This window comes from Calidifontibacter terrae (genome assembly GCF_054778835.1).
Genome location: NZ_BAAGZF010000004.1, coordinates 36,474 through 50,049, shown reverse-complemented (window position 1 = coordinate 50,049; position 13,576 = coordinate 36,474). Strand labels below are relative to the sequence as shown.

The window sequence follows — 13,576 nt, the reverse complement described above, 5'->3', positions numbered from 1 at the left end:
GCCAGTCGAGGGCCGGGCGCGCGCTCCGCAAGCTCCGCGCGACACCAAGCCCGGCCCGACTGGCTCGGAGCGGCCTTCGGCCGCGCTCAGAGCTTTGAGGAGGGGATGGCCCGGATTGGCGGGGTTTTTCGCGTCTCGTTCCACTATCTCAACTATCAAGACAGCACCCCCGAAGCATTCCACTATCTCCACTATGTCCACTACAATGAAGAAGTCAGACCGGGTACCAACCGAAAGGACATCACCATGAGGACAACCAAGGGCGTTCAGGCGCTGACCCTGCCGCCGGAGCTGTACGTCACCAGCGTCCAGGGAGTGCACGTGTGGTGCTGCGGCATCTGTGGTGCGACCGGCGTGCCGGCCGTCAGCCATGACGCCGCGGAGTTGCTCGGGGTCGCCCACATCGACTTCGAGCACCCGCAGGAGGCCGGGCGATGAGCGCTGGCGTCGGAGCGACCTGGGCCCGGGCACTGAACCCAGTTCTGCCGGGAGAGTGGCGGTTGGAGGAGCAGGGCGCCGGCTGGCCCAATCACGCTCGGCTCGTGCGGGTCAGTGACGGCCTGGTGCTGCGCGTTGGCCCGGAACGGCTGACGGGGCGTATCGAGGCACTGATCCTGTGGCCCGGGCAGTGGCGCGCCTACCTGATGCGACGGTGCACATTCGCCACCGGTCGCACACCTGAGGCGGCCGCGAAGCACGTCGCCCGGTCGCTACTGACCCCGGAGACGGCGGACCTGCTGCAGGAGATCCGCGCAACTCTGCGGACGGCGCGCGAGCTCGAGGAGAAGGTGGAGAGAACCGCGGCGGCACTGGGGAGGCCGTCGGCCGACGACCCAGCGGAGTTCACCGTGGACGCGCCCGGGCCGGGATGGGGGAGGGGGCGTTGCCACGGCGACTCCGTCGAGCTCACGTTGCGGTTGCTGACGTTCGAGCAGGCACAGGAGGTGGTCCGTGCTCTGAACCACACCGGCTGACGCAGAAACCCCGGGCCCCACTGGATACCAGCGGGGCCCGGGGTGGTTCGCCGGGTACCAACCAGGAACCGTCGCTCAGCCTACAACTCGCCGAGAAAACCCACTATATCCACTACCCCCACTATTTCCACTATCCTGGACACTCAGGATCCCACGACGCGAAAGGGTGACGCGGATGACGACGTACGCCGTAGCCAACGGCAAAGGCGGTGTGGCCAAATCGACCACGGCCGCGGAACTGCTCGCCGCCTGTGCTCGGGCCGGCCGTACTGCGCTAGGAATCGACCTCGACCAGCAGGGCAACTTCTCAGCCCGCGTCGGCATTGGCTCCGACACCGACCTGAAGGCCGGCGCGGTGCACGTGATCACCGCCGAGGCAACCCTGCGTGAGGCCGCGGTCCCGGCGCCGTCGGTGCCTGGAGCGCACATCGTGGTTGGCAGCCACGACCTGACCAACCTGGACCCGACATCGACGCCGGACCTGATCACCGGGCTGCGCGACGACCTGCGAGCGGGGGGAGTGCCGTGGGACGACATCGTCATCGACGCGCCGCCCAGCCTCGACCGGCTGGCGTTGACCGCCCTCGTAGCCGCAGAGGTGGTCATAGCGCCGACCACCTGCGAGTGGGACGGGGTGGAGCAGCTGGCCCGACTCGAGGCCGTACTGCAGACGATCGGCCGCCGGCTGCGGCCAGGGGCCCGGCTCGACTGGATCGTGCCGACGATGTACGACCCACGCACCAGGCGGCCCCGCGACGTGATCGACCAGCTGCGTCAGACCTACGGACCGGAGCACGTGACCGCCCCAATCCGCCGCAGCGTCCGTGTCGGCGACGCCTACGACGCCGGACAACCGGTATCGATCTACAGCCCGCGCGAAGGCGTAGCGCAGGACTACGTCGACGTCCTGGGCCACATCATCCGCAGCACGACAGGAGTCGCAGCATGAGCGAGAACGAGAAGCAGAGCTTTCGGAGTTTCAGCGGTGGCCTGAAAGTCGCCGGCATCGACGACCTGGGCGTCGACGAGGCTCCGCCGCAGAAGCCGGCCACGGAGAAGAAGCGCCCGGCGCGAGTGAGCATCAACATGCCCGAGGACGTCTACGAAGACCTGCGCTCGGCGCAGTACGCCGACCTGATGGACCTGGGTGACCAGGCCGCGAGCAGCCTGGACCGGTGGGTCCAGGCCGCAGTGGAGCGGTGGGCGGATCTGACGCCGGCCCGCCGGGAAAGCCGGCTCGTTGGCCGCACCGGCAGCGGCACCATCCGCTCCTACGTGATGACCGACACAGCCTGGGAACGCCTCGACGGTGCGCGAGCTGCCGACCTTGAACGCCGCGGCCCGATCGGCCGCTCCACGTTCGCTGCCGAAGCCGTCCAGTGGGCGATCGAGGAAACTCGAAAGCGCCGCGGTGGGGGCCCGCTGCCGAGCCGGCCCAAGCGCCGCAGCACCAAGACGGAGCCGAGGTCGTGACGCTCGAGCAGGCGCTGGCGGCCGTTCTCAAGCCACACGGCAGCCCCAGTCACGGAACAACAGCCGTGTCCTGGCCATCCGTGGGGGAGTGGCTGATCACCTCGCCCGCTCCGGCAAACCGTGTCGACTACTGCTGGCGCAGCCCGACGACGTATCACCACGAGTGACCACCTATGTCCACTATCGGCACTATCTCCACTAACCGGGAAGGTGCGCGAGCATGGCATCCGACAACGGCCCCCGCGAGCTCGCGCGGCGCGACCGGGGGAGGGGGCAACCGTGATCTGTGAACCGTGCCGCGAGCAGCACCAGGCGGACGATTGCATCGACACCAAGGCCGGCCGGGAGTATCCGTGGCGGCACTGCGCCTGCCAGCACAAGCCGCGATCGGCCGTAACCACGGTCGACGTCGACACTGACGCCGCCGTTAACCAACAGGGGAAGCCATGACCTACAGCCACAGCAACGTCTACATCGTCCGGGTCACGGACACGCTCAGCGATGGGGAGACCAACGAGTGGTTCGCTGGGCCGTACGGGTCGACCCGTGCCGACCAGACCGCCGACCACCTCGAGGCCGTGTCCCGCGACGACGAAGGTTTCACGGACCGCCGGTGCGTCGTCGAGGCGCTGTTCTCCGACGATGAGTGCCTGCGCGTTGACGACTACGTCCGCCGCGAACAGGGCTCCCTAACTTAGGGGGATCAGGTTGAACCTTCCGCCGGCGTTGTATGCCGCACGCCCGATCGAAAGCGACAACGACCCCACGCCTGCAGCGTTCGTGTTCCAGGCGCTCAGTCACCCGAGCCGACTAAGGCTCTTGCGAGTGATGCTGAACTCAGACCGGCCAGTCTCTCTCGTGCAGTTGCGTGCCGCCGTTACTCAAGGCGTGGCCGCTGAGCACGTGAAGGTTCTGCAAGCGGCTGGCCTGGTCGAAGTGGTCGGCCAGGGGCGGGCGTCTCGATGGCAGCTGGTCCCCGGAGCGCTAGCCAAGGTCCAGGGCTTGCTCGTACCCAACCGAGTGAAGTTCGAGGAGCCACCAGTCAACGCGAGTAGCCGCGCGTGACATCGCGATCCTGCACGTTGCGCGCTGCTGACCCCCGTCCGAGGCTGGGAGGGTCGCCAGGGGCATACCCACGATCCGCTGGGAAGGAATGTTCGTGCATCTGACGGGTCCGAGCGATCAGCGCGGCGTCCGTCGTTGCTGAGGCGGCTGCGTTGGTCGCGTCGAGCAACGTTGTTGCGATTGGTGATTCCGGAGGGAGGGCAACCCAGCGCCGCTTGTGAGCGGCCTCGGCGAGGGCGGGGTCGTACGGCCGGGGGAGAGACGCCAGCAGCGCCCGTGCGGGGACAATGATCTGCTGCGACTGCACCACCGACTGGATCTGCTGTTGATGCAACTCCGCAGTGCTCTCGCTGTGTGCGCGGACGAACTGCCCAAGCGCGTCAGCCTCAGGGCCTTGGCCGGTAGCAAGGCTCGAACCGTGTTCGCGCAGCTCCAGGCGCAGCTGCGCGGCCGCGTCCCGTAGTTGCTGATCGACTGGGCCCGGGATGCGATTCGTGACACCCCAACCGCGCACGGCGACGGCCTGCCAAGCGGCCGCAGCTGGGCGTGAACCAGCGATCCCCGCATCGTGGGCGACCCCGTGGATCTGCCACAGACCAGCAGCCACCAAAGGAACGTCACGGGTGGGAGCAACCGTCAGCTGCGATGCCTGATGGGCTGCCCGACGCCACCGCTCAAGAACCGCAGCCAGCCCGGTGTCACGGCTGGACAGGATCGGGACCTCACCGGCCTCGCTAGTCCGCTGCCGCGGATCCAGCGTCGTCCGCGACGCGTAAGCGACGTGGGCCAGGTCGCGCCACCGGGCGGGTTGTGCGGAATCTGCCGGCAAGCCTTCGGAGCTTCGAGGTCGATTGCTTGGCTCTGGGACCCATTCGGCGTACACCGCGGTCAACGTCGCGGCAGTTTCGATGCTGGAGAGCACTTGGTCGATCGTTCCCGTCGCGTCTCGCGTGAAGCCCGGGGGAGGAGCGGTCGACCGCAACGCGTCAGCCGCCGCAGAGGTCAGGTCGACGGCTCGCACGAGGTGCGGATCAGGTTCGATGCCAGGCGGCGGGTCCTGACGCGCGACCCGATCCAGCCTCGTCAGCACCGGCTCGAGTTGGGCCTGGCGTCCTGGGCCCACCGGTGCGGCGCGCAGAGTTGATGCTTGCGCCGCGGCCAGGCGGGGCCATGCCGCGGCCGACGCCGCGGCTGCTTCGTGTGCTGCCGCCGGCCGTCCGGACAGCGGGCCCCGGACCGGCAGCGATCGGGCTGATCGCTGCAGCTCACGGTGCGCTTCACCGAGGAGATCGTCAGCGCTGGTGGCCATCGCCCGCCCCCTCGAGCTCAGGCAGGAGCAGCAGCACGCCGGCCACCATCGGCCACACCGCGCTCAGGAACACCGGTCGCTGATCCTGCGGGATCTCCTCCAGTGCGTCCAGGGCTGCGTTCAGCAGCTGCGCAGGCTCGTTGCCGGCGTCCTCTTCCCGCAGGTACGGGTCGGGCTCGGCGCCGCAGTCCTCCAGTCGGTTCCGGATCTCCTGGCACTGCGCCCAGATCGCCGCGCTGGCAGAGCCGGCCTGTTGCCCGGTCTGCAGCATCGCGTGGCCCACCAGCGCGTGCGCGATCGACAGCTGTTCTGTGACTGTCCCCATGCCACTCACACTAAGTCGCACTCCTACTCCAGCACCGCTTGCACGGCGCCTCTCCTTGATCTTCATCGTCATCACCTCCTCACTGACCTCGTATCCAGCATGGAACCCGGTGCGCGGCGGGCGCCGGACCGCGCCGACACGGTGGACAACCAGCGGGGCAGCTGGTCGCTGTGAATGATTGAGTCAGATCATCACCAGGATGAGCAGGGCCAGCGTGGGTATCCCGCAGACCACCAGCAGCAGGCCGAGACGAATCGAGACCCCCCATCCCTCACGAGCGGCCGCGAGCAGTGTTTCGTCCGACGGCCGGCGGGGTGGCCGACCCAGACGTACCGGCGACCTCATGGCGTCATTCCGTCATCGATCCAGTCCGGCAGCCCGTCGCTGTCCCCGGTGGCCCTGGCCCCGAGCCGAGACCGCAGGCTCAGCAGACTCTCCGGGCCGGAGACGAAACTGAAATCTGAGGGGTCTTCGAAATCTGAGGGGTCTTCGTCGCTGAATCGCGACGTCAGGATCCCCACTGCGAACAGCTCGCCAAGGTGCCCCTTGTCGACCAAGCCCCAGCCCATCTTCCGGGTCCGACGCATCTGTCCTTCCACGGCACGGGGAGAGCTCAGATTCAGATCGTCGGCGATCTCCGCGTGCGTCATGCCGATGCCTACACGGGCAGCGATCTGCTTCTGGACCGGCGACATCTCCCGCAGCAGACGACCGAGGCTGCGACGCATCTCGTAGAGGTCGACCTGGTCGCTTTCCCAGTCGCCAGGGATCGCCTGAAACAGGAGGCCGACGCGGTCCTCAAGCGATCCCCACCGCTCGGCGAGAGCGTTCGCCCACTTGGTCACCACCTTCTTGTAGGCGATCGCACAGCCGCCGACGAAGTAGGTCTCGAGCGCGGCGCCCCGGTCCGGATCGAACGTTCCCGAGCGCAGCTGGTTGATAAGTGCCGGCACGGCGAGCCCAAGCGTCTCGATGACCACACCTTCACGCTCGCCGGCATCGGCCATCAGCAGACCGAGGGCGGTGTCACTCAGCACCGGCGGGGGTACCCTGCCGGTCTTGACCGCGCCCATCTGGCCGGCGCGAATCATGCCGCGCAAGATGTCCCAGCCGTAAAGCCACGCGTCGTCGCTCAACACCGACAGGCGGGGTCCAGCCCACTCCTCGGCTTCCAGCTCCTCGAGCAGCATGGGGATGTCTTCCGACCCACGGATACGACGCTTCGAACCAGTCTTAATCTGAACATGCATAAAAGTTGCCCTCTATGAGAAGTGAGGTCTCGCGCGCATCATGCGATGAGACCTGCACAGATGTTTTTCTGTGTTGTATGACTGATAGCGCTGATCGGTCAGATACCCCACACCCGTGCATCTGGGGTACACCCCAGATCTACAGATCGTGGTGGGTTGCTCGGGTGATTCAGAGGCCGAGGCTGGTCGCGGCGTTGTCGGTCCAGGCGTTGTGGATCCGGACGTAGCCGCCGAGGGTGGCCAGGGACCGGTGTCGGGATTGGTGGGCGATCGCGCGGTCGGTTGCTCCGCGCAGGTGGGCGTAGGTGATGAACCCCGCGCGCAGGGAGTGCGCGGAGTAGGGGAGCGGGTCGATCCCGGCGCGGCCGATCGCGTGCTGGACGAGGGTGTTGATCGACTCGGGGTGCAGTGGCCGGCCGGTGGCCTTGTTTCCCTTGGTCACTCCTTGGAAGACGGGGCCGGTGGTGATCTGGGCGAGTTCGAGCCACGTGCGCAGTGCGGTGACGGGACACCGGTCGGGGTTGCCGGAGCGGGGGAGGACCACGAGTTCGGCTTCGGTGCCGTGCTGGTTGGTCTTGGACCGGGGCAGGGACAGGACGAGCCCGTTGGGGTGCTCGTCGACGTGCTCGACCTGGAGGGCAGCGAGTTCGCTGCGGCGCAGGGCGCCGACGAACCCGACAAGCAGCAGCGCCCTGTCGCGGTGCCCGGCGAGGTCGGGCTCGCTGGCACGCCCCTTGGTTTTCCAAACCTTGGTGGCCGGGCAGGCGGCGAGGACGTCGAACAGTTCGGGGGGCATGAGGGGTGCTGATTGGTCGGGGGGTGCGCCGTGGGTGCGGCGGATGCCTTCCCAGACGGCCACCACTCGGGCGTTGCGGGTGGGGTCGGGCAAGTCCTGTAACTGATGGACGAATTTCAGCGCCGACAGGCGCCGGCTCATGGTGCCGACTTTCGCGCCGGCCTGGGCGAGGTCGGACAGGTACCCGGTGATGGTGGAGGCGGCCGCCGGCAGCGGGTCGCGGCCGTGCTGGGCGCACCAAGTGGCGAACTCGGTCCAGTCCGAACGGTAGCCACGCAGGGTGTTGGCGGCCCGGGCTGCTTCGACGTACCCGGCTTCCTGCTCGGTCAACGGCACATCGTCCAGCAGCCGCACCGCATCCGTCGAGGCCTCAACTGGCGCACTCAGCGCGCCGGCGGGCGCGCCGACAGTTCCGACGTCGTCGGTGGCCGGTTGGTGCAGTGACTGCTCGACAGCGGGCGTCATGGCATCACCCTAAGCCCTATCACACGGGATTCCGTTCATTATCCCATGTAATAATGCCGGGCTGTCGGTGGGTGGTTTTATTCTCCGCCCATGGAGAACCCCGTGAACAGCGAAGTGGTGGCGGCGCTCTGTGCCTTCGTCAGGGGCGGGGTAGGCCCGTCGCACTCCTCGTTGACTTCAGCATTCATGGCCGCCGGACTCACTGGCCTCACGACGTACGTGCCGGGATCTATGGAGAACCCGAACAAGGTCGACCGGATCACCGAAGCCGGGCGGGCGGTCTGGCGTCGTTCTTCCGCGGGCCGACGACTTCTCGAGGAACTCCTCAGCGTGTACCGCGTCAATGGGATCTTCACCAACCCTGACCTGGAGATGGAGATATCCGCCCTCCGTAGTGCGTTGCGGCAACAAGGGTGGGGACTGAACGCTGAGGGGCGCCTCGAGCCTCTGGGAGAGATCCATCTCGAAGTTGGTGACAGGCATGCTCTCAACGACCAGCTGAACCGTCTGCGACGGAACACCGAAGATGCCGCGCTACTGCTGGGGACGGCCAAGGAGCTCTTGGAATCAGTGGGTAAGTTCGTGCTTGAAGAGGGCAACCGGCTGCCCGACCGCCGGATTGACTTCCCGGAGGTGATGGTCCTCAGCATGGAGCAACTAGGCGTCATGCCCAAGCAGGTCGATGCCTCGACCGAGGGCGGCAAGCAGATCCGTAAGGTGTATCAAGCAGTTCGGACGGTGATCGACGCCATCAACGAGCTCCGCAATGACCATGGGACCGGCCATGGAAGAACACTACCTACCGGTGTCAGTGTCGACGCAGCACGCTTCATGATCCGACAGGCAACCATGGTGGCTGAGATGCTCCTGGCCGCTCACGACCGCCAGATGGGCCGCGGCTGAACGCTTATCCGGGGCTCCCCCGTGCGCTGCGGCCCACGGCGGTGCCTGACGTTACGTCAATGTGTGCCTCGACTGCATCGTGGAGTCCTTGGGACGCCGGGTCACGGATGAGCCTGGCAGACTTTCGAGCTGTGAAACTGAGATTTGCTGCTGCCGCGTTCGCGCCATTCGGGCAGCCAGACAGTGAAGCGCTGGGGACGGCGACCGGGCGAGCGATCCGCTGGATCAAGGAACGAGAGAAGGCGGAGGGCCGCCAAGCCGGGGTGATTTTGCCGCAACGCCGTGACTATGACGCGTTAGGCGGGTTCGACAAAGCTCGGTCGTCAGGAACGCTGCGCTCCCACGCGAAGCTGATAGCTGGTCCAGTACTGGTGTATGCCGCCAATATGGACATGGTGGACCTTGGTGGGCGTATGGCGAACGGGTCCTCGATCGTCGTGGTCGATTGGGCATTGGAATGGCTCCGCGGGTGGGCCGCTGCGGTTGGCGCGATCAACCTCCAGAGTGGCAAGGCGACCGCGGCGTTCGACGCCGAGACGACCGAGTTGTTGGACGAGCTCGATTGGGCTGGCAACAACGGATGGTTCGACAAACCCGGCCAGCGTGATGCAAAACGGCTGCTCGCCGAAATCGGTCTGCCGATTGCCCACATACAAGGCGCGATGCTGGCACGTGGGCATGGTGTCAAGTCGGTCAAGGCACTTGCCAAGAAGATCGGTGAGCCAAACCGCAGGTGACCGACTGATTTGAACTGCATGCATTTTGAAGTACACCCATCTGCACGCGCTGACCTGCAGCGATGGCCGAGTTCGTCTGAGTGCCATCGTCTCCATTGACTAGGGGTGCTGCGCGCTTCCGGCGGCGGCGGACGGGCTTTTGGTGAGTTGGTGGACGTTGGGCAGTTGTGTGATGTGGCGGCTGCCGGCGAGGACGAGCGCTCCTGGAACCAGGAGGCCGGTGAGTGCGGCGAGGGCGATGCTCGTCGGTAACGACGCCAGGAGAGTTCCTGCCACGAGGGGGGCGGCTGGAATCAGGCTGGTGCCGACGAATTGCTCGAACGAGGCGGTACGACCCTGGTAGTGATCGGGTGTGGTCAGTGCCATGTAGCTGCGTTCGGCCGCATTCGACATCGGCGATAGAAGCGTCCCCAACGCGAGCAACGCGACCACAGCGGAGATGGGGACGGTGGTGCTGCTGGCTGCAGCGATCGCAGCACAGCTCGCGACGCGCAGCAGGATGTTGTACCGCACAGCGGTGGCGATCGTGATCCGCTCGAGAGCTCGCCCGGCCAGGGTGGCGCCGATCAGGCTCGCGATCGCGGTTGCCGTGGTGAGGAGCCCGATCTGCCAGGTCGGTCGATGAGCGCGTTGCAAGTCGAGCACGAGCGCGAATACGAACGCATTCACCGCGAAATTCGTCACCGCGGAGGTGAGGATCAGGATCCGGTAAGGCACTCGTGACCACACGTAGGCGTAGCCCTGCCGAACCGATGACCAGAACGGGGTGCCCGTCGCGTCGGCCGGGGCGCCAAGGTCGGCGCTCACGCGGGTGACTGCGGCCGCCGAGGCCAGGAAGCTGACGGCATTGCACACGAACGGCACGGCCGTCCCAACGCTGAGAATCGCCCCGCCCAAGGGTGCACCGATGAGATCGACGGCGTTGTTGCGACCATCGACCGTGACGATCGCGCGGGAGTAGTTGTCACCGCCGACGATGGTGCGCACGGCGCCGGCTTGGGCGGCGCCGAACAGTGCGGCGGTGACGCCATTGACGAATGCCAGCACAGCGAAGACCGGTAGTGGTGCGCCGACCGTGAGCAGGCAGGCACCCATGATCGTCCACGAGGCGAACCTCAGCATCGCTGTCGTGACCATGATGGTGCGCCGGCTGTGCCCGTCGGTCCACCCTCCCGCCAGCATGGAGCACAGTGTCGAACCCCCAATCGCGGCAGCCATGACGACTCCGGAGGCGATCGGCGAATTCGTGGCGATGAGCACCCCCAGCGGCAGCGCGAACGAGCCGACAGTGCTGCCCAGCTCGCTGACCGTCTCTCCGGCCAGGAACACGCGAAAGTCACTGTTATACAGCAGCCGGTCGCCAGGGGCGGCCGCATCCGATTTCATGCGCGGTCTGGGGTTACGAACGCTCGAGCGATGACACGCACCGCGCGTCGGTCGCTGTCGGGGTGGGCGTCACGGTCTTGGCGTACCTCGTTGGACCACTCTTCGACGAGAGTATTTAACCGCTCGGTCAAGTCCACAAGTTGCTCCGTGGTCGCCAACAAGAAGGCTCCCGAGGCGGTGGCGTGCTGCCACTGCGGCGGCAACTGGTCGCCGTTGGTGATCGAGTCCAGCACAGCCCGGTATTCGTGACCGGCGTCCTCCCGTTCGGCCCACTCCAACACCCCGTGACCGGCTGATCCAGGCGCGTAGGACCCGGAGTTCCATGCCAATTCGGTCCGACATGGACGCCACCACGACTCCCGCGCGTCACGGCCACACTCAGGCGCCGGGCTCACCCAACCTGCCCGATGCAGTACTCCCAGGTGATGACTCGCCGAGCCGGCCGCGATCCCACATTCCTTCGCCAACACTCCGACTGGGGCCGGCCCGTGAGCGTTCAGGAGTTCGACCAGCTTGCGCCGTACGGGGTGGTGGAAGGCGATGACCGCATCAATCAAACCCACTCCAGCGGTGGGCGGCCTACTCGCGTCATGACGCTCGCTCGATGACTTTCTCGGCATGTCCACGATCGTCTCTGCTGCACGACAGTTCGACAACGGCTCTTGTATAACTACGAGCCTGAGCAATATGGGTACACCCCAGATGCCGACGCCAACAGTACGAAGATGCTGTGCATCTAGGGTCCCGTCACCGGGTTCTTGCACGGATGTAGGCGAGGGTTTAGAGGCCAGACGCACGGCAGGCGGCCTGCTCAGTGACGATCGCTTTCGAACGGCGACACGCGGGGCGCGGGGCGACCGGCTCCCGGCTGTTCGAAACCACCTGTACGGAGATTCGAAACGGTTGCTTCGACTTTCGAGCAGCCTGACCTGTGAAGGCTCGGCCCAAGGCTGCGCAGCGACCAGGGCAGCACTGTTCTGGTTTGGCCGCGTCACACTGAGGCAATGAGCTCGATGGTGATAACGGCCGACGACGGAGTTGGCCTCCACGTCGTTTCCGCGGGATCGGGGCCAGATGTCGTGGTGCTGTCTGGAGGACCCGGCTGTGTCCACTACCTCGCTGACGAGCGACTCTTCCCCGGCGGATTCAGGTGGTGGTTTCCCGACCCGCGGGGAGTTGGCTCCTCCGGTGGTGGGCCCCACAACATGGCTCGTGCAATCGCGGATCTGGAGTGCATCCGTCGTTCCATCGGAATCAGGTCCTGGCAGGTGCTGGGTCACTCCTGGGGCTCGGACCTGGCCGTCCGGTACGCACTGGATCGACCCGAGCAGGTGGAAGGGGTTATCGGTCTGGCTGGGCACGGCCTGCACCGGGACCGAGAGTGGTCTGCCGCCTACGAAGCCGGCAAGGCGGCAGAAACGCCAATCGCTGTTGATTGGGTGCCAGCGGTCCATGCGGCCCTCTGGGACGACTTCAAGAGCTGGATCCACGAGCCGCTGCTGTGGCGCCGCCTCGCGGACACCAGCGTGCCGATGGTGTTTGTTGCTGCAGGAGCAGACATCCGCCCGTCGTGGCCCTTGGCTCAGCTAGCTGCTCTGGTTCCCCGCGCCGAGCTGATGATCGTCGAGGGCGCGGTGCACGATTTCTGGGCAACAGATCCCGAACGGTGGCGCGACGTCTGCGCACAGGCGTACGAGACGTTAGGTCGCCTTTGAGGCAGCAAGGGTCGTCTGCGCCGTAGAGAGCTTCCGCTCGGCCTGCAGGTCGGACTGCGGCTGGTCGCCACCATCGAGGCACGCGGGAAATGGCAGGCGTCGAGACGGACACAGCGATCTTCACCAGCCATCCAACTCACGCAGATCTGCTCGGTGCCGGTCGGGGAGCGCGTAACCCACGTGCATGGCGTGTTGACCGCTCGGGCTGACGCAGCGGACGTCACGGCCTCCGATCCGGCCGGTCCCGCTCAAGGTGTCCGGCGGCAAATCCCAGGGGTCCGTGGTCGCTAGAAGCGCTGTTGGTCGCTTTGGGTGGACGGCATGGACATCGAGCTCGCGGCCGTCGCTGTGACGCTCGACGAACGCGGTGTCCCATGGTCGGGCCCCGACCTGGACTGGTTGGTTCTCCTCCCACTCGTACGCTCGAGCGAATCCTTGATCTCGGAGCCAGGCATGGAGTGCGGGAAGGTCGTCGACTGCGACCAGCAAGTCCAGGTCGTGGTGTGCCCGAGTCTGGCGCCCTATTAGGGCATCGATTCCCCAGCCACCCATGACCCAGTAGCGGATGCTCCTCAACGTCAATTGCCTCAGTAGGTCTGCAGCTTGGGACTCCGACATGACGGTCTGGCTCATCGGCCGAATGCTGGCACGGCCCGCTGTTGATCTGCAACGAAGATGACACGCGATCATCGTTCGCCACCGTGCTCCGCCTCAATGCCTATTTAGCGGCGACGAAGGGCGCCGGCCGCACGAGCCAGCCCTGAGCTGCTTCCGAGTCATTCGACGCCGCGGGTCCTCGCGCCACGCCCGATGACCACTCAGTTCCGTCCTGCGTGACCAAGACTTGTCGAATCCCTACAACTCGCGATTCATGTCCCAAGCCGATCGATATTGAGCCGCCCGGACGGACGAACTCACCGGTCTTTGAGGTGTCGTCCGATTGCGGCCCCAGCGCAAGCGGCAGCCAACATGATCAGAGCCAAGCTGTATGCACGTCGGTGCGACACGCTTGACACCACAGCAGACATGCAGATCAACAACACCGCTGCAACGCCCAGCCAGGAACTTGCTCGCATGATCCCGAACCTAGTGGCGCGGAAGGCATTGCACGCTCGGCGATCCTCAGAAGAGGTGGAACACGGTCCGCACCCATAACTCTCTGTTTCGCTCCCAGTTGA

The 13,576-nt window shown here is 66.1% G+C and carries 18 protein-coding genes; 10 read left to right on the top strand and 8 right to left on the bottom strand.

All coding sequences use genetic code 11. From position 1 onward, the window contains the following. From ACYU98_RS06955 to ACYU98_RS06925, 7 genes are all read left to right on the top strand, one after another. The coding region (locus ACYU98_RS06955; protein WP_460467476.1) for a hypothetical protein at positions 1–438 on the top strand (438 nt) is incomplete at its 5' end. Next, on the top strand, positions 435–974 hold the full coding sequence (locus ACYU98_RS06950; protein ID WP_460467475.1) for a hypothetical protein: 540 nt from the start codon (positions 435–437) through the stop codon (positions 972–974). The genes ACYU98_RS06955 and ACYU98_RS06950, both read left to right, overlap by 4 nt. Before the next feature lie 175 nt (positions 975–1,149). Next, positions 1,150–1,923, top strand: coding sequence for a ParA family protein (locus ACYU98_RS06945; RefSeq protein ID WP_460467474.1), 774 nt, complete (start codon positions 1,150–1,152; stop codon positions 1,921–1,923). After that, the gene (locus ACYU98_RS06940) at positions 1,920–2,447 is read left to right on the top strand and encodes a hypothetical protein (protein ID WP_460467473.1); all 528 of its coding nucleotides are present in this window, start codon (positions 1,920–1,922) and stop codon (positions 2,445–2,447) included. Before ACYU98_RS06945 ends, ACYU98_RS06940 begins: the two co-directional genes overlap by 4 nt. Continuing rightward, positions 2,444–2,614, top strand: a complete 171-nt coding sequence (locus tag ACYU98_RS06935; RefSeq protein ID WP_460467472.1) for a hypothetical protein — start codon at positions 2,444–2,446, stop codon at positions 2,612–2,614. The genes ACYU98_RS06940 and ACYU98_RS06935 overlap by 4 nt, the downstream gene beginning before the upstream one ends. Positions 2,615–2,893: 279 nt before the next feature. Further along, positions 2,894–3,145, top strand: coding sequence for a hypothetical protein (locus tag ACYU98_RS06930; RefSeq protein WP_460467471.1), 252 nt, complete (start codon positions 2,894–2,896; stop codon positions 3,143–3,145). Positions 3,146–3,227: 82 nt separating this feature from the next. Beyond that, positions 3,228–3,512, top strand: coding sequence for an ArsR/SmtB family transcription factor (locus ACYU98_RS06925; protein ID WP_460467478.1), 285 nt, complete (start codon positions 3,228–3,230; stop codon positions 3,510–3,512). Here the strand turns inward: ACYU98_RS06925 and ACYU98_RS06920 are convergent. The 5 genes from ACYU98_RS06920 to ACYU98_RS06900 form a co-directional block, all read right to left on the bottom strand. Then, the gene (locus tag ACYU98_RS06920; RefSeq protein ID WP_460467470.1) at positions 3,490–4,821 is read right to left on the bottom strand and encodes a hypothetical protein; all 1,332 of its coding nucleotides are present in this window, start codon (positions 4,819–4,821) and stop codon (positions 3,490–3,492) included. The two genes, ACYU98_RS06925 and ACYU98_RS06920, sit on opposite strands and share 23 nt — an antisense overlap. Beyond that, positions 4,805–5,146 carry a hypothetical protein gene (locus ACYU98_RS06915; RefSeq protein WP_460467469.1) on the bottom strand — a complete coding sequence of 114 codons (342 nt, stop codon included), beginning with the start codon at positions 5,144–5,146 and terminating at the stop codon, positions 4,805–4,807. Before ACYU98_RS06915 ends, ACYU98_RS06920 begins: the two co-directional genes overlap by 17 nt. Positions 5,147–5,329: 183 nt before the next feature. Further along, entirely contained in the window at positions 5,330–5,491 is a 162-nt protein-coding gene (locus tag ACYU98_RS06910) for a hypothetical protein (protein WP_460467468.1), read from the bottom strand. Then, the gene (locus tag ACYU98_RS06905) at positions 5,488–6,336 is read right to left on the bottom strand and encodes a hypothetical protein (RefSeq protein WP_460467467.1); all 849 of its coding nucleotides are present in this window, start codon (positions 6,334–6,336) and stop codon (positions 5,488–5,490) included. Before ACYU98_RS06905 ends, ACYU98_RS06910 begins: the two co-directional genes overlap by 4 nt. Positions 6,337–6,565: 229 nt before the next feature. Next, complete coding sequence (locus ACYU98_RS06900) at positions 6,566–7,657, bottom strand: site-specific integrase (RefSeq protein WP_460467466.1); 1,092 nt, start codon at positions 7,655–7,657, stop codon at positions 6,566–6,568. A 90-nt stretch (positions 7,658–7,747) separates the two neighbouring features. Between ACYU98_RS06900 and ACYU98_RS06895 the strand changes: the two genes are divergently transcribed. Then, entirely contained in the window at positions 7,748–8,560 is an 813-nt protein-coding gene (locus tag ACYU98_RS06895) for an abortive infection family protein (protein ID WP_460467465.1), read from the top strand. 107 nt (positions 8,561–8,667) lie between these two features. Further along, complete coding sequence (locus tag ACYU98_RS06890; RefSeq protein ID WP_460467464.1) at positions 8,668–9,297, top strand: hypothetical protein; 630 nt, start codon at positions 8,668–8,670, stop codon at positions 9,295–9,297. A gap of 99 nt (positions 9,298–9,396) precedes the next feature. Here ACYU98_RS06890 and ACYU98_RS06885 read toward each other — a convergent pair whose 3' ends face one another. Together ACYU98_RS06885 and ACYU98_RS06880 are read right to left on the bottom strand one after the other, a co-directional pair. Further along, positions 9,397–10,683: an MFS transporter gene (locus tag ACYU98_RS06885; protein WP_460467463.1), complete on the bottom strand. Its 1,287-nt coding sequence runs from the start codon at positions 10,681–10,683 to the stop codon at positions 9,397–9,399. After that, a complete protein-coding gene (locus ACYU98_RS06880) occupies positions 10,680–11,303 on the bottom strand; it encodes an ArsR/SmtB family transcription factor (RefSeq protein ID WP_460467462.1) in 624 nt (207 codons plus the stop codon). Before ACYU98_RS06880 ends, ACYU98_RS06885 begins: the two co-directional genes overlap by 4 nt. 384 nt (positions 11,304–11,687) lie before the next feature. Between ACYU98_RS06880 and ACYU98_RS06875 the strand changes: the two genes are divergently transcribed. Next, entirely contained in the window at positions 11,688–12,398 is a 711-nt protein-coding gene (locus ACYU98_RS06875; protein WP_460467461.1) for an alpha/beta fold hydrolase, read from the top strand. Between the two features lie 120 nt (positions 12,399–12,518). Here ACYU98_RS06875 and ACYU98_RS06870 read toward each other — a convergent pair whose 3' ends face one another. Then, positions 12,519–12,950, bottom strand: a complete 432-nt coding sequence (locus ACYU98_RS06870; protein ID WP_460467477.1) for a nucleotidyltransferase domain-containing protein — start codon at positions 12,948–12,950, stop codon at positions 12,519–12,521. Between the last annotated feature and the right edge of the window lie 626 nt (positions 12,951–13,576).

Excerpts from the sequence above, each read along its gene's own strand:
- ACYU98_RS06950 (WP_460467475.1), top strand. The coding sequence starts at position 435 with ATGAGCGCTGGCGTCGGAGCGACCTGGGCCCGGGCACTGAACCCAGTT.
- ACYU98_RS06945 (WP_460467474.1), top strand. The coding sequence starts at position 1,150 with ATGACGACGTACGCCGTAGCCAACGGCAAAGGCGGTGTGGCCAAATCG.
- ACYU98_RS06940 (WP_460467473.1), top strand. The coding sequence starts at position 1,920 with ATGAGCGAGAACGAGAAGCAGAGCTTTCGGAGTTTCAGCGGTGGCCTG.
- ACYU98_RS06930 (WP_460467471.1), top strand. The coding sequence starts at position 2,894 with ATGACCTACAGCCACAGCAACGTCTACATCGTCCGGGTCACGGACACG.
- ACYU98_RS06920 (WP_460467470.1), bottom strand. The coding sequence starts at position 4,821 with ATGGCCACCAGCGCTGACGATCTCCTCGGTGAAGCGCACCGTGAGCTG.
- ACYU98_RS06915 (WP_460467469.1), bottom strand. The coding sequence starts at position 5,146 with ATGGGGACAGTCACAGAACAGCTGTCGATCGCGCACGCGCTGGTGGGC.
- ACYU98_RS06910 (WP_460467468.1), bottom strand. The coding sequence starts at position 5,491 with ATGAGGTCGCCGGTACGTCTGGGTCGGCCACCCCGCCGGCCGTCGGAC.
- ACYU98_RS06905 (WP_460467467.1), bottom strand. The coding sequence starts at position 6,336 with ATGCTGCTCGAGGAGCTGGAAGCCGAGGAGTGGGCTGGACCCCGCCTG.
- ACYU98_RS06900 (WP_460467466.1), bottom strand. The coding sequence starts at position 7,657 with ATGACGCCCGCTGTCGAGCAGTCACTGCACCAACCGGCCACCGACGAC.
- ACYU98_RS06895 (WP_460467465.1), top strand. The coding sequence starts at position 7,748 with ATGGAGAACCCCGTGAACAGCGAAGTGGTGGCGGCGCTCTGTGCCTTC.
- ACYU98_RS06890 (WP_460467464.1), top strand. The coding sequence starts at position 8,668 with ATGAGCCTGGCAGACTTTCGAGCTGTGAAACTGAGATTTGCTGCTGCC.
- ACYU98_RS06885 (WP_460467463.1), bottom strand. The coding sequence starts at position 10,683 with ATGAAATCGGATGCGGCCGCCCCTGGCGACCGGCTGCTGTATAACAGT.
- ACYU98_RS06880 (WP_460467462.1), bottom strand. The coding sequence starts at position 11,303 with ATGCCGAGAAAGTCATCGAGCGAGCGTCATGACGCGAGTAGGCCGCCC.
- ACYU98_RS06875 (WP_460467461.1), top strand. The coding sequence starts at position 11,688 with ATGAGCTCGATGGTGATAACGGCCGACGACGGAGTTGGCCTCCACGTC.
- ACYU98_RS06870 (WP_460467477.1), bottom strand. The coding sequence starts at position 12,950 with ATGGGTGGCTGGGGAATCGATGCCCTAATAGGGCGCCAGACTCGGGCA.